The organism is Janthinobacterium sp. (assembly GCF_009923995.1).
Taxonomy (GTDB): domain Bacteria; phylum Pseudomonadota; class Gammaproteobacteria; order Burkholderiales; family Burkholderiaceae_D; genus Janthinobacterium.
This window is the reverse complement of record NZ_RFSK01000010.1, coordinates 78380-99577: the sequence shown is the minus strand read 5'-3', so window position 1 is coordinate 99577 and position 21198 is coordinate 78380. Positions and strand designations below refer to the sequence as shown.

Annotated in this window: 14 protein-coding genes and 2 tRNA genes; 3 read left to right on the top strand and 13 right to left on the bottom strand. The window is 63.5% G+C overall.

From position 1 onward, the window contains the following. Positions 1-3: 3 nt before the first annotated feature. From EBS11_RS07715 to EBS11_RS07705, 3 genes are read right to left on the bottom strand one after another with little or no spacing between them, the layout of a single operon-like run. Positions 4-312 carry a hypothetical protein gene (locus EBS11_RS07715; protein WP_290601841.1) on the bottom strand — a complete coding sequence of 103 codons (309 nt, stop codon included), beginning with the start codon at positions 310-312 and terminating at the stop codon, positions 4-6. 19 nt (positions 313-331) lie between these two features. Further along, positions 332-1669 (bottom strand): acyclic terpene utilization AtuA family protein, encoded by a 1338-nt coding sequence (locus EBS11_RS07710; protein ID WP_290601789.1) that lies wholly within the window; start codon positions 1667-1669, stop codon positions 332-334. Between the two features lie 27 nt (positions 1670-1696). Further along, positions 1697-2995, bottom strand: coding sequence for a citrate:proton symporter (locus tag EBS11_RS07705; RefSeq protein ID WP_290601787.1), 1299 nt, complete (start codon positions 2993-2995; stop codon positions 1697-1699). Positions 2996-3117: 122 nt separating this feature from the next. Here EBS11_RS07705 and EBS11_RS07700 point away from each other — a divergent pair, with 122 nt between their 5' ends. Then, a complete protein-coding gene (locus EBS11_RS07700) occupies positions 3118-4020 on the top strand; it encodes a LysR family transcriptional regulator (RefSeq protein WP_290601786.1) in 903 nt (300 codons plus the stop codon). 9 nt (positions 4021-4029) lie between these two features. Here the strand turns inward: EBS11_RS07700 and EBS11_RS07695 are convergent, their stop codons facing one another. Next, positions 4030-7611 carry a hydantoinase B/oxoprolinase family protein gene (locus tag EBS11_RS07695; protein WP_290601784.1) on the bottom strand — a complete coding sequence of 1194 codons (3582 nt, stop codon included), beginning with the start codon at positions 7609-7611 and terminating at the stop codon, positions 4030-4032. A 130-nt stretch (positions 7612-7741) separates the two neighbouring features. Between EBS11_RS07695 and EBS11_RS07690 the strand changes: the two genes are divergently transcribed. Further along, positions 7742-9286, top strand: a complete 1545-nt coding sequence (locus tag EBS11_RS07690) for an NAD(P)H-hydrate dehydratase (protein WP_290601783.1) — start codon at positions 7742-7744, stop codon at positions 9284-9286. A 147-nt stretch (positions 9287-9433) separates the two neighbouring features. Here the strand turns inward: EBS11_RS07690 and EBS11_RS07685 are convergent, their stop codons facing one another. Then, entirely contained in the window at positions 9434-10081 is a 648-nt protein-coding gene (locus EBS11_RS07685) for an ABC transporter ATP-binding protein (protein WP_290601839.1), read from the bottom strand. Between the two features lie 217 nt (positions 10082-10298). Here EBS11_RS07685 and EBS11_RS07680 point away from each other — a divergent pair, with 217 nt between their 5' ends. Then, on the top strand, positions 10299-10874 hold the full coding sequence (locus EBS11_RS07680) for an arylesterase (protein WP_365955014.1): 576 nt from the start codon (positions 10299-10301) through the stop codon (positions 10872-10874). A gap of 451 nt (positions 10875-11325) precedes the next feature. Here EBS11_RS07680 and EBS11_RS07675 read toward each other — a convergent pair whose 3' ends face one another. The 8 genes from EBS11_RS07675 to tig form a co-directional block, all read right to left on the bottom strand. Next, positions 11326-13248 carry a SurA N-terminal domain-containing protein gene (locus EBS11_RS07675; RefSeq protein ID WP_290601781.1) on the bottom strand — a complete coding sequence of 641 codons (1923 nt, stop codon included), beginning with the start codon at positions 13246-13248 and terminating at the stop codon, positions 11326-11328. Between the two features lie 423 nt (positions 13249-13671). Continuing rightward, positions 13672-13748: transfer RNA gene (locus EBS11_RS07670), tRNA-Asp, on the bottom strand. Positions 13749-13765: 17 nt separating this feature from the next. Beyond that, positions 13766-13842 (bottom strand) — tRNA-Asp (locus EBS11_RS07665). A gap of 125 nt (positions 13843-13967) precedes the next feature. After that, positions 13968-14240 carry an HU family DNA-binding protein gene (locus tag EBS11_RS07660; protein WP_010398442.1) on the bottom strand — a complete coding sequence of 91 codons (273 nt, stop codon included), beginning with the start codon at positions 14238-14240 and terminating at the stop codon, positions 13968-13970. A 204-nt stretch (positions 14241-14444) separates the two neighbouring features. Further along, positions 14445-16856, bottom strand: coding sequence for an endopeptidase La (gene lon / locus EBS11_RS07655; RefSeq protein WP_290601779.1), 2412 nt, complete (start codon positions 16854-16856; stop codon positions 14445-14447). 273 nt (positions 16857-17129) lie between these two features. Further along, a complete protein-coding gene (clpX, locus tag EBS11_RS07650) occupies positions 17130-18398 on the bottom strand; it encodes an ATP-dependent Clp protease ATP-binding subunit ClpX (protein WP_010398446.1) in 1269 nt (422 codons plus the stop codon). A gap of 200 nt (positions 18399-18598) precedes the next feature. Then, the gene (gene clpP / locus EBS11_RS07645; RefSeq protein WP_034751013.1) at positions 18599-19225 is read right to left on the bottom strand and encodes an ATP-dependent Clp endopeptidase proteolytic subunit ClpP; all 627 of its coding nucleotides are present in this window, start codon (positions 19223-19225) and stop codon (positions 18599-18601) included. A gap of 76 nt (positions 19226-19301) precedes the next feature. After that, entirely contained in the window at positions 19302-20642 is a 1341-nt protein-coding gene (tig, locus tag EBS11_RS07640; RefSeq protein WP_290601768.1) for a trigger factor, read from the bottom strand. Positions 20643-21198: the final 556 nt, after the last annotated feature.

Genomic DNA, 21198 nt, shown 5'->3' with positions numbered 1-21198 from the left:
GCCTCACGGGACGGGGATCCGCATGGCCAGCAGGGCCGCGCCCAGGCATTTCCCATGCGCGTCCAGCGCCAGCGAGCGCGTCACGCCGCCGCCCAGCGCCTGCTGCATGACAAAATTGAATGCGCCCAGCTGCGGCAGCTCGTAGCGCGTGACGCCGCCCCGCACGACGCCCGCAAAATGCTGGCGCACGCGCTCGGGCGTCACTTCCCGGCGCAGCAGTTCGTAATCCTTCTGCTCGTACGCGATCAGCGACAGGTTAGAGATATCGCCCTTGTCGCCGGCGCGCGCGTGCGCCAGTTCGCGCAGCGCGATGGTCTTGATGGCGTTCATGTCAGTTCTCCTCGCAGTGGATGGCGGCACGCACGCGCGCCGCGTCGACCAGGGTGGCGCGCACGGCCACCACTTCGCGCGCCGACTTGCTGGCGCCGCCGCCGCCCGACGGGCCGCAGGTGTACAGGGTCTCGACCTCATTGCCGATGCGCGCCGCCTCCTTCAGGCTGGCCGCCCGTCCGGCCACGCGCAGGCGCACTTCATACGGTTCGCCGTGGGCGGCGGACAGCGCCCCGCCATGGATGGCATTGACGCCGATCAAGTCAAAGCGCAGCTCCTCCGTCTGCACGCCGCACAGTGCCAGGCGCTCGGCCACGATGGCTTGCGCCAGTTGCGCCCGCGCCAGCGCGCCCGGCCCCGCATACGAGATCTGCCCTTCGCCGATATAGCTGTCCAGGTAGCCCAGGGTCACCTTCAGCTGGCCGCTCTTCGCATGGCCCGTGGCGCCCGTGATGGCCACCCGGTCCGGCCCTAGCTGCTGCATGCGCACGCGGGAAAAATCCGCCACCACGTCCGGCGTCAGATAGGCGGCCGGGTCGTGGATCTCGTACAGCAGCTGCTCGGTGCAGGTGGCCACCGTGACGCAGCCGCCCGAGCCTGCCACCTTGGTGATGACGACGCTGCCATCCTCGCTCACTTCGCCGATGGGAAAACCGAGTCGCGCCAGCCTGGCCACGTCCTTGTAGCCGGGATCGGCAAAGTAGCCGCCGCTGATCTGCCCCGCGCATTCGAGCAGATGGCCCACCAGGGTGCCCTGCCCCAGGCGGTGCCAGTCGTCCATGGCCCAGCCAAACGCGTGGATCAGCGGCGCCAGCACCAGCGCCGGATCGGCGACCCTGCCCGTGACGATGACATCGAAACCCTGCGCCAGCGCGTCCACCAGCGGCTGCGCGCCCAGATAGGCATTCGCCGACAGCAGCCTGTCGCCCAGCTGCGCCACGGGCGCGCCCGTGTCGTCGAGGTAGTCGCCATTGTTCACCAGCGCCAGCACGTCGTCGCCCGTGATGGCCGCCACCTTGATATGCGGCAAACCCAGCTCATTCGCGATGGCGCGGATGGAGGTCGCCGCGGCCAGCGGATTGGCCGCGCCCATGTTGGTCAGGATGCGCACGCCGTTCTCGCTGCAGGGGCGCAGCACGGCGCGCATGCGCTCGGCCAGCAGCGGGTCGTAGCCCTGGCGCGGGTCTTTCGACTTCGCCTGCTGCGCCAGCGCGATGGTGCGCTCGGCCAGGCATTCGAAGATCAGGAAATCGAGTTCGCCGCGCTCGGCCAGTTCCACGGCCGGTTCGATGCGGTCGCCCGAATAACCGGCGCCGGCGCCGATACGGATGGTTTTCATGCTGTGCTCCTCTTGAAATGATGCCGTCTACAGCGGGAAGATGCCCAGCACGATGCAGCTGATGGTCATCACGATCGACGCGGCAAACAGGTATTTGAAGGTGTATTTCTGATGGTCGGCCAGGTCGATGCCGGCCAGGCCCGCGACGAGGAAGGTGGCCGGCGTCAGCGGGCTGACGGGAAAGCCCGTCGTCATCTGCCCCAGCAGGGCCGCCTGCGCCACCTGGACCGGTTCCACGCCCAGCATCTTGCTCACTTCCGCCACCACCGGCAGCACGCCGAAGTAGAAGGAATCGGGGTCGAACAGCATCGACAGGGGCATGGACAGCACGCCCAGCACGGCCGGGATGTGCGAGGCCATCTCGGGCGGCACGAAGCCGACGGCCGTCTTGGCCATGGCCGACAGCATGCCGGACTTGTTCATGATGCCGGTGAAGACGCCGGCGGCGAACAGGATGCTGGCCATCAGCAGCGCCGCCTTGGCATGCGCATCGATGCGGGCGCGCTGCATGTCCGCGTTCGGGTAGTTGATCATCAGGGCCAGCACGACGCCGATCATGAACATCACGACGGGGTCGACCTTCCCGCTGATCATCACGCCCAGCACGACCACCGTCAGCACGATATTGATCCAGAAATTCTTCGGCCGGCGGATGGCCTGTTCCGCCTCCGTCAATGCATGCACCTGCACGAAGCCGGCCGGCGCGCCGGCCGTCAGGCCCAGGCGGATTTCCTCCTTGCGGCCCAGGTAATAGGCCACGCCGAAGACGAAGGCCAGGCCGATCAGCTGCACGGGAATCAGCGGCATGAAGATCTCGCTGACGGGAATGTGCAGCGCCGCCGAGGCGCGTATCATCGGCCCCGTCCACGGCAGGAAGTTCACGCCGGCCGCCAGCGACGCCACGCAGGCGAGGATGCGGCGGTCGATGCCCAGGCGCGTGTACAGCGGCAGCATGGCGGGGATCGTCACGAGGAAGGTGACGGCGCCCGAGCCGTCGAGGTGGATCAGCAGGGCCAGCAGGGCCGTCCCCGGCACGATGCGGGTCGGCCGGCTGCCCACCACGCGCAGGATGCCGCTAATGACGGGATCGAGCATGCCGGCGTCCGTGACGATGCCGAAGAACAGGATGGCGAACACGAACATGCCCGCCACCGGCGCGATGTTGGTGATGCCGGCTACGATGAATTTCGACGTTTCCATGCCGAAGCCGCCGACGAGGGCCGCGACGATGGGAATGGTGATGAGCGCCACGAGAGGCGACATTTTCTTGGTGAGGATGGCCGCCAATAGAATGGCGATCGTGCAAAGTCCGAGCAGGGCCAGCATGGTTGTTGTCTCCGTAGGTTGTGTGTCCCTCGTCTGTGCGGGGTTTAAAGCATTCTGCTGCCGGCGCTTTATATTGTAAAATCGATTTTTCAGGATGATTATCCTGCTTTTCCGATCAAAGAATGCTGCCCAATATTTCCAGCAAGCTACTGCAGGCCTTCGTCGCGCTGGCCGACTGCCGCCACTTCACGCGCGCGGCCGAGCGCTGCCACCTGTCGCAATCGGCCTTCAGCGCCGTGATCCAGAAACTGGAAACGGCCCTGCATGCCAAACTGGTCGAGCGCGACACGCGCAACGTGATGCTGACGGTGGAAGGCGAGATGTTTGTCGGGGTGGCGCGCAGCCTGCTGGCGGACATGGAGGCGGCCTTCGGCAACCTGGGCGACTACGTGGCGCGGCGCAAGGGGCGCGTGGCCATCGCCGCCCTGCCCTCGCTGGCCGCGCATGGCTTGCCGGCCGTGATCGCCGAATACCGCGCCAGCTACCCGGGCATCCAGGTACAGCTGCACGACGCGCTGTCGGACCAGTGCCTGAACCTGCTCAGGCAGGGCAAGGTCGACCTGGCCATCACGGCGCCCAGCGCCCGGCTGGCCGAATTCGACACGCGCACCTTGTGCAGCGACCCGTTTTACCTCGTGTGCCGGCGCGACCATGCGCTGGCGGCCCGGCGCCGCCTGCAGCTGGCCGACCTGGCCGGCTGCGAATTGATCCACCTGGCCAAGTCGACCAGCGTGCGCCAGCACGTGGAACTGCTGGTGCAGGGCATCGCCGTGCGCGACAGCGGCCTGGAAGTGGAGCACTTGGCCACCGTCGCGGGCCTGATCGAGCATGGCCTGGGCGTGGCGCTGGTGCCGGCGCTGACCCTGTTCCAGTTCCGCAAGCTGAACCTGGTGGCCGTGCCGCTGGCCCAGGGCCAGCCCGAACGCCCCATCCTGCTGGCCACGCAGCGCAGCCTGTCCATCGCCGCGCAGGGCATGCTGGAGCTGATCGAGCTGCGCCTGGGCGGCGGCGCCGACGTGCCCTGACCGCGTGCGTCAGGCCTTGCCAAATCCTCCCCCGCCCGGCGTTTCAATGACGAACACGTCGCCCGCCTGCATGTCGGTCTTGCCGATATGCGCCAGGTGCTCCACCGTGCCGTCGCGCCGCTCCACGTAGTTGCGCCCCAGCGCACCGGGCGCGCCGCCGTCCATGCCGAACGGGGGAATGATGCGGTTGTTCGACAGGATGGCCGCCGTCATCGGTTCCAGGAAGCGCACCCGCCGCACGCCGCCATTGCCGCCATGCCAGCGCCCCGCGCCGCCCGAACCCGCGCGGATGCCGTAGCTGTCCAGGCGCACGGGGAAGCGCCACTCGAGGATTTCCGGGTCCGTCAGGCGCGAATTGGTCATGTTGGTCTGCACCACGTCCGTGCCATGGAAACCGGGGCCGGCGCCCGAGCCGCCCGAGATCGTCTCGTAGTACTGGTACCTGGCGCTGCCGAAGGTGAAATTGTTCATCGTGCCCTGCGAAGCGGCCATGGCGCCCAGCGCGCCATACAGGGCGTTGGTGATGCAGGTCGACGTTTCCACGTTGCCCGAGACGACGGACGCGGGATAGCGGGGGTTGAGCATGGAGCCGGGCGGGATGATCACCGTCAAGGGCTTCAGGCAGCCCGCGTTCAGGGGAATGTCGTCGTCGACGAGGGTGCGGAACACGTACAGCACGGCCGCCATGCAGACGGCGGACGGCGCGTTGAAATTGTTCGGCAGCTGGCCGGAGGTGCCCGTGAAGTCGATGGTGGCGCTGCGTGCGGCCACGTCGACCCGTATCGCCACCTCGATGCGCGCGCCGTTGTCCAGCTCCAGCGCATAGCTGCCATCCTTCAGGGTGGTGATGACCCGGCGCACGGCTTCCTCGGCATTGTCCTGCACGTGGCCCATGTAGGCTTGCACGACGGGCAAGCCGAAATGCGCGACCATCTTGCGCAGCTCCTCGGCCCCCTTCTGGTTGGCCGCCACCTGGGCCCGCAGGTCGGCCAGGTTTTGCCGGGGATTGCGGGCCGGCCAGCTGGCGCCCTGCAGCAGGGCCAGGGTGGCGTCTTCGCGCATCACGCCCGTGGCGCCGTCGACCAGCCGGAAATTGTCGATCAGGACGCCCTCTTCCCCGATATGCGTGGAATCGGGCGGCATGGAGCCGGGCGTGGTGCCGCCGATGTCCGCATGGTGGCCGCGCGAGCCCACGTAGAACAGGATGGCGGCGCCCTCCTCGTCGAACACGGGCGAAATGACGGTCACGTCGGGCAGGTGCGTGCCGCCGTGGTAGGGGTCGTTCAGCATGAAGACGTCGCCGGGCCGCATGCTGCCGGCATTGCGCGTCATGACGGTGCGGATGCTCTCGCCCATGGACCCCAGGTGCACGGGCATGTGCGGCGCGTTGGCGATCAGGTTGCCTTGAGAATCGAAGATGGCGCAGCTGAAGTCCAGCCGCTCCTTGATGTTGACGGAATGGGCCGTGTTCTGCAGGCGCAGGCCCATCTGCTCGGCGATCGACATGAACAGATTGTTGAAAATCTCCAGCATCACGGGGTCGGCGTCGGTCACTGTCTGCAGACCCTGGTCGCAGCGCCCCGGCAAGGCGGCCACCCGGCGCAGTATCAAATGGCCATGCGCCGTGACGTCGGCGCGCCAGCCCGGCTCGATGACGGTGGTGGCGTTGGCGTCGCTGACGATGGCCGGGCCGTCGATGGCGTCGCCGGGGCGCAGGCTGTCCGCCCCATACAGGGCGCTGTCGCGCCAGGCGCCGGCGCAGTACATGGCCACCGTCGCCTCGGGCGCCAGCGCGCCCGCGCGCGCCGCGTAAGCCGGTGCGGCAGGCTGCGGCGCGTCGGACGCGCCGATGGCTTCCACGGAAATGGCTTCGACGATCAGGGCGCGCGCCGGCATCAGGAAGGAAAAGCGTTTTTTATACGCCGCTTCGAACTGCGCCTGCATGCCGGCGGCCGTATCGGACAGCACGACGATGGCCGTATCCGTGCCTTCGTAGCGCAGGTGCACGCGCGACACGAGGGCGATGCGCTCCCGTTGCACGCCCTGGCGCAGCAAGTCGCCCCGCGCCAGTTCGCCCAGCTGCGCCAAATCGGCGGCCAGGTCCGCGCCCAGCGCCGCCTCGATGGCCCGCTCGCGCATGGCGCTCTGGTCGGCCAGGCCCATGCCGTAGGCCGACATCACGCCCGCCAGGCTGTGGATGAAGACCGTGCGCATGCCCAGCGCGTCGGCCACCAGGCAGGCGTGCTGGCCGCCCGCGCCGCCAAAGCTGGTCAGGGTGTACTCCGTGACGTCGTGGCCCCGCTGCACGGAAATCTGCTTGATGGCGTTGGCCATGTTGCCCACGGCGATGGCGACATAGCCTTCGGCCACCTGCTCCGCCGTGCTCCCCACCGTGCGCGCCAGCGCCTCGAACTGGGCGCGCACGGTGGCCGCGTCGAGCGCTTCGTCCGCATCCGGGCCGAAGACGCGGGGGAAGTAGGCCGGCTGCAGCTTGCCCAGCATGACGTTGCAGTCGGTGACGGCCAGCGGGCCGCCGCGCCGGTAGCTGGCCGGGCCGGGGTTGGCGCCCGCGCTGTCCGGCCCCACCCTGTAGCGGGCGCCGTCGAAATGCAGGATGGAGCCGCCGCCCGCCGCCACCGTGTGGATGCTCATCATGGGCGCGCGCATGCGCACGCCGGCGATCTGCGTCTCGAAAACGCGCTCGAACTCGCCCGCATAGTGCGACACGTCCGTCGAGGTGCCGCCCATGTCGAAGCCGATGACTTTATCGAAGCCGGCCAGCGCGCTGGCGCGCACCATGCCGACGATGCCGCCGGCGGGGCCGGACAGGATGCTGTCCTTGCCCTGGAAGGCGCGCGCGTCCGTCAGGCCGCCGTTCGACTGCATGAATTGCAGGTGCACGCCGGGCAGCTCGGCCGCCAGCTGGTCCACGTAGCGGCGCAGGATGGGCGACAGGTAGGCGTCGACGACGGTGGTGTCGCCGCGCGCCACCAGCTTCATCATGGGGCTGACCTCATGCGACACGGATACCTGCGTAAAACCGGCCTCGCGCGCCAGCTGCGCCACCCGTGCCTCGTGCGCGTGATGGCGGTAGCCGTGCATCAGCACGATGGCGATGGCGCGCAGGCCGCGCGCATGGGCCTGCGCCAGCGCGGCGCGCGCGGCCGCCTCGTCGAGTGCCAGCACCACCTCGCCGTGGGCACCCATGCGTTCATTGATCTCGATCACGTCGCCATACAGCAGTTCCGGCAGGATGATCTGGCGTGCGAACAGCTGCGGGCGGTTCTGGTAGGCGATGCGCAGCGCGTCGCGGAAGCCCCGCGTGATGGCCAGCACGGTGGGCTCGCCCTTGCGTTCGAGCAGCGCATTCGTCGCCACCGTCGTGCCCATCTTGATGGCGCCCAGCCGCGCCACGGGCAGCGGCGCGCCGGGCGCAAGGCCCATCAGCTGGCGCATGCCGGCCAGAGCCGCGTCGCGGTACTGGCCCGGATTGTCCGACAGCAGCTTGTGCGTGGCCAGGCTGCCGTCAGGGCGGCGCGCCACGATGTCCGTAAAGGTGCCGCCCCGGTCGATCCAGAATTGCCAATCCATCGCCTTGCCCCCGTCTTGAGTGAGATGGCTATTGTAGCCGCCAAATCGGGCACCGTTTCAGGCGTGCGCGCCTTGCCTTCCGCACGGATCGGCCTTATGTTGAAGGCATACCGACAACTGGAACATGCACATGCCCCTGACCGACTCCGCCCACCCCTTGTACTGCGTCGCCGAGCTGCGCGCCATCGAACAGGCAGCCATGCAGGACCTGCCGCAAGGCTTGCTGATGCAGCGCGCCGGCCAGGCCGCCGCCAGCGCCGCCCTGAAACTGCTGCACCGCCAGGAAGACGGCGACGGCGCGGGCCACCGCCGCGTGCTGGTGCTGGCCGGCCCCGGCGACAATGGCGGCGACGCGCTGGAAGCGGCCGCGCACCTGGCCGGCAGCGGCATCGAAGTGCTCGTCTGGCTGGCCCCCGAGGCGCGCGCCACCTCGCCCGAGCGGGAACTGGCGCTCGTCCGCGCCGGCGGCAGCGCCGCGCGCTTCATCGAGGCCGACACCAGCATGGCCTCGGCGGCCGTCGGCGCCGCGCCGTGGGACCTGGTCATCGATGGCCTGTTCGGCATCGGCGCCTCGCGCCCGCTGGCGGGCGAATGCCGCGACGTGGTCCAGCTGGTGAACCAGCTGGACTGCCCCGTGCTGGCGCTCGACGTGCCCAGCGGCCTGCACGCGGACACGGGCGCCGTCGACGGCGTGGGCATCCGCGCCACGCACACGCTCACCTTCATCGGCGACAAGCCGGGCCTGCACACGGCGAACGGCCGCGATCATGCGGGCGAGGTGGAAGTGGCAAGCCTGGCCATCGACCCGTCGCTGCTGCCTGCGGCGAAGGCGCAGCTGAACGGCCTGCAGCTGTTCGCCCGCCAGTTGCAGCCGCGCCGGCAGAATACGCACAAGGGCAGCTATGGCAGCGTGGCCGTCATCGGCGGCGCGCACGGCATGGCGGGCGCGCCCATCCTGTCAGCCCGCACGGCCCTGCATGCGGGCGCCGGGCGCGTGTACATCGCCTTTCCCGACTCTCCGCCCCCGTTCGACAGCGGCCAGCCGGAACTGATGTGCCGCCGCGCCCAGGACGTGGATTTCTCGGGCCTGCACTTTGCCGCGCTGGTGGCGGGGCCGGGCCTGGGCGACAGCGTCGATACGGTGGAACTGCTGCAGCGGGCATTCGAGAGCGACAGCCCCCTGCTGCTGGACGCGGACGCGCTGAACCTGATGGCGGCCGAACCGGAACTGCAGTCGGCGCTGGCCACGCGCACGGGAGCCGGGGCGACGATACTGACGCCGCATCCGCTGGAAGCGGCGCGCCTGCTGGACATGACGGTGGCGCAGGTGCAGGCCGACCGCCTGGGTGCGGCGCGCCAGCTGGCCGCGCAGCTGGGCGTCATCGTGGTGCTGAAAGGCTCGGGCACGGTCATCGCCGCGCAGGATGGCAGCGTGGTGATCAACGCCACGGGCGGCCCCGCCCTGGCCACGGCCGGCACGGGCGACGTGCTGGCGGGCCTGTGCGGCAGCCTGCTGGCCCAGGGCTGGCCGGAATGGGAAGCGGCGCTGGGCGCCGTGTGGCTGCACGGCGCGGCGGCCGACGCGCTGGTGGCGTCGGGCGAAGGCCCCATCGGCCTGACGGCGGGCGAACTGATCCCCGCGATCCGCAAGTTGATCAATGCCTTGTCGGTGTAATAACGACGTATTACAAGGAATGCCACGACGCCTGACAGTACCGTAGCGAGCGTCAGTGATTTGTGGCCGGGAAGCGCAACTGTGCTCTGGCACAGTGAGCATCGCCGTCCGCAAAGCGCGACGCGCAGCAGGTAATGTCAGGTGTATCTAGATCAGGCGGCCCGCCGCAATCGTGATGGTGCGGCCGCAGCGGGCCGCGATCGAGCTGTCGTGCGTGACCAGCACGAGGGTCGAGGCACGCTCGCGGTTCAGCTCGAACATCAGCTGGATCACGGCTTCGCCGGTGGCCGCGTCCAGGCTGCCCGTCGGCTCGTCGGCAAACAGCAGCGGCGGCTCCGTGACGAAGGCGCGGGCCAGCGCCACGCGCTGCTGCTCGCCGCCGGACAGGTATTTCGGATAGTGCTTCAGCCGGCTGCCCAGGTTGACGCGGCCCAGCATGGCTTGCGCCTTGTCCTTCGCCTGCGGGTCGCCGCGCAATTCCAGCGGCAGCATGACGTTTTCCAGCGCCGTCAGGTGGGCCAGCAGCTGGAAGGACTGGAAGACGAAGCCCAGTTTTTCCTTGCGGAAACCGGCGCGGCCATCTTCGTCGAGGGCGAAGATATCCGTGCCGTCAAGCATGACCTTGCCTTCGCTGGGCGTGTCCAGTCCCGCCAGCAGGCCCAGCAAGGTGGACTTGCCGGAACCGGAGGCGCCGACGATGGCCAGCGTCTCGGCCGTTTGCACGGTAAAATCGACGCGGTGCAGGATGGTCAGCTCGCCATCGGCATCGGGTACGCGCTTGGCCAGCTGGACCACTTCGATGGCTGGCCGGGCATTTTGGCTGTTGGCTGCGGCGGGCCGCTGGGCCGCCGCGTCGGACGGGAGGAAACTGGTGGAAGTCGCTTTAGGGAATTCGGGCATGCTGATCTATCTTAAGAAATTACGTGAACAAATAAGTGTCAAGGGCAGTAATCCGTCGCGGCGGCGCGCCTTGGCCTTGCTTCCTGCGGCAGCCCTGCTCATGGTGTCAGGCATGACGAACGCCTATTCTGCACCAAAAACGCTGCTGGTGCTCGGCGACAGCCTCTCGGCCGAATACGGGCTTGCGCGGGGCACGGGCTGGGTGGCGCTGCTGGAACAGCGGCTCCAGGCGCAAAAGAACGACACGCGCATCGTCAACGCCAGCATCAGCGGCGAGACGACGAGCGGCGGCCGGGCACGCCTGCCCGCCTTGCTGGCGAAGCACCATCCCGCCGTCGTGCTGATCGAGCTGGGCGCCAACGACGGCTTGCGCGGCCTGTCGCTGGCCGCCACCGAGGCGAACCTGCGCGCCATGGGCGACGCCTCAAAAAAAGCCGGCGCGCAAGTGGTGCTGGTGGGCATGCGCATGCCGCCCAACTATGGCCGCGACTATGGCGACAAGTTCCATGCCATCTACGGCAAGCTGGCCAGGGAATGGAAGGCGCCCCTCGTGCCCTTCATGTTCGAAGGCATTGCTGACCAGCCACAGCTGTTCCAGGCCGACCGCATGCACCCGAATGCGCAGGCGCATCCGGCGATCTTGAACAACATCTGGCCCCAGCTGGCACCGTTGCTGAAGGCAAAATAAGCGAGGTGTTGACGTTGGCTCTACCCCGAGGCAGACATCAGGCGGCAGACGGGGTCGCCGAGACCCGGCGGGGGGATGTACCCCAGTGGGGTACATCCCGATCGCGAAGCGACTGACCCCGGCTTTACGCTGGTGGCTATGGAATATTTCATGGCACGCATATTCCACAAGAGCCGACGGGGGAATTTTCGCCAATGGCTGGCATACTCCACAGACAAAAAATAGCCGTTCTAACCCGACGCAGAAATCAGGGGTCAGAACCGATGGGTTTTCCCCAGCTTTACGCTGGCGGCCATGGAATATTCCAGATTTTCACCCCGAAGGCCGAACTGCCGGGGTCGGACCCTGAGGGTCCGACCCCGGTCTTGCGCCCTTGGGTTAAACAAGGTTCATAACTCGCAGACAAAAAAATAGCCGCTCGAGAGCGGCTATTTTTATGCATGGAAACTAATTACGGTGCTTCCGGCGCGACGGCAGGCGCGGTGACCGGCTTGACGATCTTCACCTTGGCCTTGGATTTCAGGTACTCGACGTAATCGTACATTTCCTGTTGTGCCAGGATGGAGCTGATCTGGTCTTTCTCTTGCTGGCGGCGCGCTTCGTCCACCTGGGCCGGCTGCTGCACCTTGCCGATGCGGTAGATGCCATAGCCCAGGGCTGGCAGGTCGACGCCCACGTAGGCTGGCAGCTTGCTCGTGTCGGCCTTCATGACTTGCGCGATGGCGGCACGGTTGATGCCGTCCAGCTTGCTACGCGACACCCATTGCGCGGCGCCGAAACCGGTGGCGTCACCCGAGGCCTTCAAGGCGGCCAGCTTGGCTTCGCCCGCTTTCTTCGCCAGCTTTTCCGCTTCTTCCATGGTCACGCGCTGACGGATCATGGCTTCGACGTCGGCCAACGGACGCTTCGATGCCGGCTTGAATTCCACCACGCGGCCAGCGATCAGCACGTTCGGTGCGACGGTCACGGCTTCCGTGTTGCGCTTGTCCTTCAGCGAGTCGTTCGAGAAGATGGCGGCGAGGAACTTGGCGTTGTTGAACGGCGCGTTGCCCAGTGCCGGCGACGGCGTGCGCGACAGATTGGCGACGGTTTCCACTTTCAATTTCAGCTTGTCGGCGACGGGCTTCAGGCTGTCCGATTGCTCGTACACGGTATTGGTGAAGGTTTCCGCCATTTCCGAGTATTTCTTGGCAGCAAATTGCTTGCGCAGGTCGGCCGTGATTTCACCGCGCACTTCGTCCAGCGTGCGTACGTGCTGTGGCTTGAGCGAGGTCACGGTCAGGATGTGGTAGCCGAAATCGGAAGCGACGACATCGCTGATTTCGCCCTGCTTGAGTTTCGCGACGGCATTGAGCAGCGGCGTCGGCAGGCCATCCTTGCCGATCACGCCCAGGTCGCCACCCTGTTCCGCGGAGGCCGGATCTTCCGACTTGGCTTTTGCCACGGCGGCAAAGCTGGCTGGCGCCTTGCGCACTTCGGCCAGGATGGCTTCGGCCTTGGCCTTGGCGGCGGCCTTGTCGGCGGCGGAGGCGTCTTTCTTGACTGCCACCAGGATATGGCTGGCCTGGCGCGCTTCTTCCGTCGTGTAGGCTTTCTGGTTCTTCGCGTAGTAGCCGGTCACGTCGGCGTCGGTGACGTCGACCTGCTCGCCGGCGGCGCTGTCGTCGAGCACGACGTATTCGACCTTGGCCTGCTCCGGGATCATGAAGAACTTGGCGTTCTTCTCATAGAAATCCTTGACCATGGCGTCCGTGACCTTGACTTCCGACACGTACTGGGCGATCGGCAACAGCAGTTCCTGCACTTCACGCTCTTCCGAGGTGATGTCCGACAGGCGCTTGGAGACGGTGTTCGGGGCGAAGGCCGTGCCTTGCACGGCGCCCGCCAGTTGCTGCAGGGCCAGGTCGCTACGGCGGCGCGCATCGTACATCTGCGGCGTCATGCCCTGGGCGGCCAGCATGGCCTTGTAGCGTTCCAGGTCGAATTTACCATCCGGCAAGGTCAGGCCAGGGATGGCCAGCACTTCTTTTTGCAGCACGGCATCGCTGATGACCAGGTGGCTGCGGCCCACTTCGGCGGACACGGCGCGCTCGGCGATCAGGTTGTCGAGGATGTTCTGGCGCGCTTCCGGCGTATCGAACATTTTCTGGTCGAACTGCTCGCCCATCATCTGGCGGTAGCGGTCGATCTGCTGGCGTTGCGCTTCTTCATATTGCTGCTGCGTGATCACCTGGTCGCCGACCTTGGCGATGGTGTTCGCGCCGTCGCCGAAGCTTTGGTAGCCGCTGATACCGACCAGTGCAAAAGACGGGACGATGACCAGCATCAAGAGAAACTGCATCAAGCGTCGATGGGTACGAATAAATTCAAACATGGTCAGCCAATTCGGGATGAGTGGATCACTATAAAAAAAGGCGAACATGCGTTCGCCTTGATTTCTTCGGCGGAATGGACGGGACAGATGTCCACTTCCCCTTTAGATTCAACAACTTGGCGCTGGAACTAAAGCAGGATTCTGACGCCCAAGCCATTATCTCCTGATTCTACAATGCCCATAGCGCTATAGCAAGAGTAAATCAGGGGCCGCGCCCTGCCCCGGCGGCGCGGGCGCAGGCATAGCCGGCGGCACGCCAGGCTCGTCCATTAAACCCGATCCAGCTTAAAGGGGATTTAAATGCACACGCCTTCCTTATTCAAGACGGCCCTGCGGGGATTTAAAAGCGGGCGACGCGAAGATAATCGGGCGCATAAAAGAAAAACCCGCGCTGCTTATTCGGCAGCGCGGGTTTCTATATTCTGGCGGAGCGGACGGGACTCGAACCCGCGACCCCCGACGTGACAGGCCGGTATTCTAACCAACTGAACTACCACTCCTTGAGAGCGTATTTTTTTGGCGGAGCGGACGGGACTCGAACCCGCGACCTCCGACGTGACAGGCCGGCATTCTAACCAACTGAACTACCACTCCGAAAAATACACAGTACTGCTTGCATTTGTTTTCAGGATCGTCATTCGCAGAACTTCAACCCTGAAATCGCGGCACCCTGGAGTGCCGCCAAACGTTTTCGGTGATTGTCACCTCACCGAAGTCCGTTAGTTTACCGCATCCTTCAAAGCTTTACCAGCTTTAAATTTTGGAACTTTTGCAGCTTCGATCGTGATCGCTTCCTTGGTACGCGGATTGCGGCCGGTACGCTCAGCGCGTTCGCTCACCGAGAAAGTACCGAAACCAACCAGCGTTACGCTGTCGTTGTTTTTCAAAGTTTCCGTCACGCCGCCGATAACAGCGTCGAGTGCGCGCGCAGCGGCGGCTTTGGAAATGTCAGCTTTTTCAGCAATGTGGTCGATCAATTCAGTCTTGTTCACTAGCATCCCCAATTACAAAGGTATAAAACGTTTACCGTATCGTTGCGGCACTTTTGGCACCACAGCTGTCCGGCGAAAAAAATGTGCAGGCGTATTAAACAAGCCACACTGTATATGTGTCAAGCGCTTTGGGGGCGCAATTCACGTTTCAATATAAAACAAGCGCTCTAAAAGCGCTTGTTTGGGGAAAACAGGGGTAAAACGTTAGTGTTTTACCACCTCACCGGCCGCATCCGGCTTGGCCGCGGCAGCCGTCACGGCTTCCACGGCAGCCACTTCCGCCAGCGGTTCAGGCAAGCGTTCGAGGGCGATTTCCAGCACTTTGTCGATCCAGCGCACGGGCACGATCTCCAGCTTGTTCTTGACGTTGTCCGGAATTTCGGCCAGGTCCTTCACGTTCTGCTCGGGAATCAGCACCGTCTTGATGCCGCCGCGATGGGCCGCCAGCAGCTTCTCTTTCAAGCCGCCGATCGGCAGCACTTCGCCGCGCAAGGTGATTTCGCCCGTCATCGCCACGTCGGCACGCACGGGAATGCCCGTGAAGACCGACACCATGGCCACCGTCATGGCCGCGCCTGCCGAAGGACCATCCTTCGGCGTCGCGCCTTCCGGCACGTGGATGTGGATGTCGCTCTTCTCGAACACGTCCGCCTTGATGCCCAGGCGCTGTGCCCGGCTGCGCACCACCGTGCGGGCCGCCTCGATCGACTCTTTCATGACGTCGCCCAGGGTCCCCGTGCGGATCACGCCGCCCTTACCCGGCATCGACACGGCTTCGATGGTCAGCAAGTCGCCGCCCACTTCCGTCCATGCCAGACCGACCACCTGGCCCACCTGGTTTTCTTTCTCTGCGACACCAAAATCGTAGCGGCGCACGCCGAGGAACTTGTCCAGGTTCTTCGAGTTGACGATGACTTTCTTGTCGGACTTTTTCAGCAGCAGCATCTTGACCACCTTGCGGCAGATCTTCGACACTTCCCGCTCGAGCGAACGCACGCCCGCTTCCCGCGTGTAGTAGCGGATGATGTCGCGCAGGGCCGACTCGGCCACCGAGATTTCATCTTCCTTCAAGCCATTGTTCTTGATCTGCTTCGGCAGCAGGTAACGCTGCGCGATGCTGGTCTTTTCGTCTTCCGTGTAGCCGGACAGGCGGATGACTTCCATGCGGTCCAGCAAGGCTGGCGGAATGTTGTACGAGTTCGACGTCGCCACGAACATCACGTCCGACAGGTCGAAATCGACTTCGATGTAATGGTCGGAGAACGTGTGGTTCTGTTCCGGGTCCAGCACCTCCAGCAGGGCCGACGACGGGTCGCCACGGAAATCGGCGCCCATCTTGTCGACTTCGTCGAGCAGGAACAAGGGATTGCGCACGCCGACTTTCGACAGCGATTGCAGGATCTTGCCCGGCATCGAGCCGATGTAGGTACGGCGGTGGCCGCGGATTTCCGCTTCGTCGCGCACGCCGCCCAGGGCCATGCGCACGAACTTGCGGTTCGTCGCGCGGGCGATGGACTGCCCCAGCGAGGTCTTGCCGACGCCCGGAGGGCCGACGAAGCACAGGATGGGGGCTTTCAGCTTGTCGACGCGCTGTTGCACCGCGAGGTACTCCAGGATGCGTTCCTTGACCTTGTCGAGGCCGTAGTGGTCGCCTTCGAGCACTTTTTCCGCATTCGACAGGTCGTTATTGACCTTGGATTTCTTTTTCCACGGCAAATTGACGAGGGTGTCGATGTAGTTGCGCACGACGGTGGCTTCGGCCGACATCGGCGACATCAGCTTGAGCTTTTTCAGCTCGTTGGTGGCCTTGTCCAGCGCTTCCTTCGGCATCTTGGCCGAAGCGACTTTTTTCTCCAGCTCGTCGAGGTCGGCACCATCCTCGCCCTCGCCCAGTTCCTTCTGGATGGCCTTGACCTGTTCGTTCAGGTAGTACTCGCGCTGCGACTTTTCCATCTGGCGCTTGACGCGGCCGCGGATGCGCTTTTCCACCTGCAGGATGTCGAGTTCGCCTTCGAGCTGGCCCAGCAGGTGCTCAAGGCGCTTGGCCACGCTGAAAATTTCCAGGATGACTTGTTTTTGCTCAAGCTTCAGGGGCAGGTGCGCTGCCACCGTGTCGGCCAGGCGGCCGGCATCGTCGATGCCCGACAGGGACGCGAGGATTTCCGGCGGGATCTTTTTGTTCAGTTTGACGTACTGGTCGAACTGCTGCACGATCGCGCGGCGCATGGCTTCGACTTCCGACTCGTCGCCCGGCTCGGACTCGAGCGGCGTCAGGTCGGCGATGAAGTGCGTCGGCGCATCGCTGATATGGTTGATGCGGGCACGCTGCGCGCCTTCGACCAGCACCTTGACGGTGCCATCGGGCAGCTTCAGCATTTGCAGGATATTGGCGACGCAGCCAATTTCATAGATATCCGAAGGCGACGGCTCGTCCTTCGCGGCTGCTTTTTGAGCGGCAAGCATGATGCTCTTGCCCTGCTCCATCGCAGCTTCCAGCGCCTTGATCGACTTTGGACGGCCAACGAACAGCGGTATCACCATATGCGGGAAGACGACGACATCCCGCAACGGCAATAACGGCAGTTGAGTTTGCTCAGTTAATTTGGAAGTTGTCATGGCGTACCTTATAGAAAGCGTGTTTACGATGTTGGCGCTCGCTGCCAAAACACAAGACCGGCGAGAATAAATAATTCTGTGAAACAAACATAAAGTCTATTTCGCAAAACACACCCGCATGACGGTAACAAGTGCAGTTGTCACAGTAAAAAAGCCACGCGCAGCTAAGCGCCGCGAGTGGCTTTACGATTGAAGCCTGCACTCATTGATTTAAATTGTACTGCCATGCATTAAGGAATCAAAACCCTTTTTATGCATTTCACTCGGCAGTATTCAATTTTCTCCGGAGGCTTTGGCAGTCTCTTGATAAATCAACAAAGGTTTGGCGCCGCTGGTGATGGTATTTTCGTCGATGACGACTTTCACCACATTTTGTTCGCTCGGCAGTTCATACATGACGTCCAGCAAAGCGTGTTCCAGGATGGAACGCAGGCCACGGGCGCCCGTCTTGCGCGCCAGCGCCTTCTTGGCGATCGCATGCAGGGCGGCCGGACGGATCTCCAGTTCCGCGCCTTCCATCTCGAGCAGCTTGGAATACTGCTTGATCAGCGCATTCTTCGGCTCGACGAGGATCTGGATCAGCGCCTCTTCCGTCAATTCCGCCAGGGTGGCGATGACGGGCAGGCGGCCCACCAGTTCCGGGATCAGGCCGAACTTGACCAGGTCTTCCGGTTCCGCTTGCAGCATCAGTTCGCTGGCCGAGCTTTGCGACTTGCTGCGCACCGTGGCCGAGAAGCCGATGCCGCTCTTTTCGGAACGGTTGGCGATCACTTTCGACAGGCCGTCGAAGGCGCCGCCGCAGATGAACATGATGTTGGTCGTGTCGATCTGCACGAAATCCTGGTTCGGATGCTTGCGGCCGCCTTGTGGCGGCACGGATGCCATCGTACCTTCGATGAGTTTCAGCAGGGCTTGCTGCACGCCCTCGCCCGACACGTCGCGCGTGATGGACGGATTGTCGGACTTGCGCGAAATCTTGTCGATTTCATCGATGTAGACGATGCCGCGCTGGGCTTTCTCGACGTCATAGTTGCAGCTTTGCAGCAACTTCTGGATGATGTTTTCCACGTCCTCGCCCACGTAACCGGCTTCGGTCAGGGTGGTGGCGTCGGCGATCACGAACGGCACGTTGAGCATGCGCGCCAGGGTCTGTGCCAGCAGGGTCTTGCCCGAGCCGGTAGGACCGACCAGCAAGATGTTGCTCTTGGCCAGTTCGATGTCGTCTTTCTTGCCCAGGTGCTTGAGGCGCTTGTAATGGTTGTACACCGCCACCGACAGGATGCGCTTGGCAGTCTGCTGGCCGATCACGTACTGATCGAGCAAGGCGGCAATTTCTTGCGGCGTCGGCAGGTCGGATTTGGTCCCGGTCACCGTCTCGATGCTGGACGTTTCATCACGGATGATGTCGTTGCACAGGTCGATGCACTCGTCGCAAATGAACACGGACGGGCCGGCGATGAGTTTCTTCACCTCGTGCTGGCTTTTGCCGCAGAACGAGCAATACAGTAATTTTTCGCCGCTAGAGGATTTTTTGTCTGACATAAGGCATTTTGGTTGGAACTGCATTAACAATATTGCAAAATCGCAAGCCGGATGGCGGTTGCCGCCCACACAGGCGGGAACCCATGGCGCAAGTCAACAACGTGCACAAGCTCCATGCTACCCGAAATAAAAGCGAAACGCCCGAACGTTTGAGCGCCCGGGCGTTTACTTACAACCTTAGCAATACCGGTAGGGGCTCATCAAGCGCGGCTGGTCAACACTTTGTCGATCAAACCATACTCAACGGCCTCGTCGGCGGACATGAAACGGTCGCGGTCGGTGTCCTTGGCGATCTGTTCGATCGACTGGCCCGTGCGCTCGGCCATGATGCCGTTCAAGCGGGTACGCAGGTAGAGGATTTCCTTCGCCTGGATCTCGATGTCCGACGCCATGCCTTGCGAACCACCGGACGGCTGGTGAATCATGATGCGCGAGTTCGGCAGCGAGAAACGCTTGCCCTTGGCGCCGGCGGCCAGCAGGAAGGCACCCATCGAGGCGGCCATCCCGGTACACAGGGTCGAGACGTCCGGCTTGATGAACTGCATGGTGTCGTAGATGGCCATGCCGGCCGAAACCGAGCCACCTGGCGAGTTGATGTAGAGCGAGATTTCCTTTTCCGGATTTTCGCTTTCCAGGAACAGCAGCTGGGCGACGACCAGGTTGGCCATCTGGTCATTGACCGGGCCGACCATGAAAATCAAGCGTTCCTTCAGCAGGCGCGAGTAAATATCATACGAGCGCTCGCCGCGACCGCTTTGTTCCACCACCATCGGCACCAGGCCGAGCATCTCTGTGTCCAGCGCTGGATTACGGTTCATACCTGTCATTTCATTTCCTTGTGAAGCAGTTAGGGGATACCGCACCGACCTTACGGCAAGAGGCGGCATCCCAATACCAACTGGTTTACGCTTGTGCGTTGCTTCCCATCAGTTCGTCGAAAGCAACTGCTTTCGTCGTGACTTTCGACAGGCCCAACACGTAAGTGACGACGTTTTCTTCCAATACAAGGGCTTCGATCTCACCCAGACGACGACGGTCGCTGTAGTAGTACTTCAGCACTTCGCGTGGATCTTCGTAGCTTTGGGCGAAATCTTCGATCTGCGCCTTGACTTGCTCAGGCGTAGCCTGCAGGTTGTTGTCGCCCACCAGCTGCGACAGGATCAGGCCCAGGCGTACGCGACGCTCGGCCTTTTCCGCGAACAGTTCTGCTGGGAAAGGCACGTCCTTGACGTTCATGCCGCGCTGCGCCATGTCCTGGCGGGTCATTTCGGCCAGGCGCTCGGAATCCTGAGCGATCAGGGTCTTTGGCACTTCCAGCTCAGCAACTTTGATCAGCGCGTCCATGACGGCTTCCTTGTTGCGTGCTTTCACGCGGCCAGCGACTTCGCGCTGCAGGTTGACTTTGATGTCTTCGCGCATCTTGGCCAGGTCGCCATCGGCAACGCCCAGGGATTTGGCGAATTCGGCATCGACTTCCGGCAGGTGCGCCCATTCCAGCTTTTGCAGGGTGATGGTGAACGAAGCGGTTTTGCCGGCCACGTCCTTGCCATGGTAGTCCTCAGGGAACGACAGCGGGAAAGTCTTGGACTCGCCCACTTTCAGGCCCAGGGTCGCTGCTTCGAATTCCGGCAGCATGCGGCCTTCGCCCAGCACGAAAGCGTAGCCGTCGGCTTTGCCGCCCGGGAATTCCACGCCGTCGATCGAGCCGACGAAGTCCACGGTCACGCGGTCGCCGTTGGCAGCGATAGCTTCACCGCCGTCGCCGTGTTCGCCAGCTTCGCCCTTGGTGTGGAAGTGCACGCGCTGCTTGCGCAGGATGTCGATGGTCTTGTCGATTTCGGCTTCCGACACGTCGGCTTGCACGGTTTCGATTTCAACGGCCGTCAGGTCGCCGATGACGACTTCCGGGTACACTTCAAAAGTGGCATCGAAAGCCAGCTGGCCTTCGGCTGCTTCTTCTTTCGGCACGATGTTCGGGAAACCTGCGACGCGCAGGTTGTTTTCGTTGGCGGCGTCGTTGAAAGCGCGGCCGACTTTGTCGTTCAGCACTTCGGATTCGATCTGGTAGCCGTATTGTGCTGCGACCATTTTCAACGGCACTTTGCCCGGACGGAAGCCCGGTGCCTTAGCCGTACGGGCTTGCACTTTCAGGCGCTTCTCAACTTCCGTGCGGACGTCCGTCAGCGGGAAGGAGATCGTGATACGACGTTCGAGTTTGCCCAAGGTTTCGACTGCAGTTGCCATGTAAAAAATCGTCCAAAAAATAAACACTGTTGGTACGAGAGAAGAAGACCCGACCCCTTGCGCCATCACTGGCGGCAAGACATGGGTCCAGCTTCACTCGCTCGCATATTCATCTGTAAAAGTACTGAAAGCAGGACGATGGACCTGGTCTACCCGGCTGAGGGGGAAAACCCGCACCAGGCACCAAACAATCCGCCGCGTCCAGTACTGCGACAGGGCTCCGAGCGTCCAGCCATGCTTCAAGGTAAATCGCAGGGCCGGCCATCATTCGGTAAAGCGTGGCATTATAACAAAGGACTTCGGAGAAGTGGCTGGCTTTGCGGCCCGGCCACAGGTGATGCCAGCGGCAGCGAACGAATCGCCGCAGCCCGGGTCTGCCCTGTCTTTACTCTTGCCCCGGCATTCTTCATTTCGCCAGAGACAGGCTTTCCAGCCTGTTTCGTCTCGTAGTATATGCGAACTGTCGCCCCGTCCGAAACAAAGAAATGCGCTCCCGATGACAATTTAAGGCAAAAAACCTTTGATTTGCCTCAATTTGGCCATTTTTCAGGCAAAC

Coding starts and splice junctions, on each gene's coding strand:
- EBS11_RS07710 (WP_290601789.1), bottom strand. CDS start 1,669: ATGAAAACCATCCGTATCGGCGCCGGCGCCGGTTATTCGGGCGACCGC.
- EBS11_RS07705 (WP_290601787.1), bottom strand. CDS start 2,995: ATGCTGGCCCTGCTCGGACTTTGCACGATCGCCATTCTATTGGCGGCC.
- EBS11_RS07700 (WP_290601786.1), top strand. CDS start 3,118: ATGCTGCCCAATATTTCCAGCAAGCTACTGCAGGCCTTCGTCGCGCTG.
- EBS11_RS07695 (WP_290601784.1), bottom strand. CDS start 7,611: ATGGATTGGCAATTCTGGATCGACCGGGGCGGCACCTTTACGGACATC.
- EBS11_RS07690 (WP_290601783.1), top strand. CDS start 7,742: ATGCCCCTGACCGACTCCGCCCACCCCTTGTACTGCGTCGCCGAGCTG.
- EBS11_RS07680 (WP_365955014.1), top strand. CDS start 10,299: ATGACGAACGCCTATTCTGCACCAAAAACGCTGCTGGTGCTCGGCGAC.
- EBS11_RS07675 (WP_290601781.1), bottom strand. CDS start 13,248: ATGTTTGAATTTATTCGTACCCATCGACGCTTGATGCAGTTTCTCTTG.
- lon (WP_290601779.1), bottom strand. CDS start 16,856: ATGACAACTTCCAAATTAACTGAGCAAACTCAACTGCCGTTATTGCCG.
- clpX (WP_010398446.1), bottom strand. CDS start 18,398: ATGTCAGACAAAAAATCCTCTAGCGGCGAAAAATTACTGTATTGCTCG.
- clpP (WP_034751013.1), bottom strand. CDS start 19,225: ATGACAGGTATGAACCGTAATCCAGCGCTGGACACAGAGATGCTCGGC.
- tig (WP_290601768.1), bottom strand. CDS start 20,642: ATGGCAACTGCAGTCGAAACCTTGGGCAAACTCGAACGTCGTATCACG.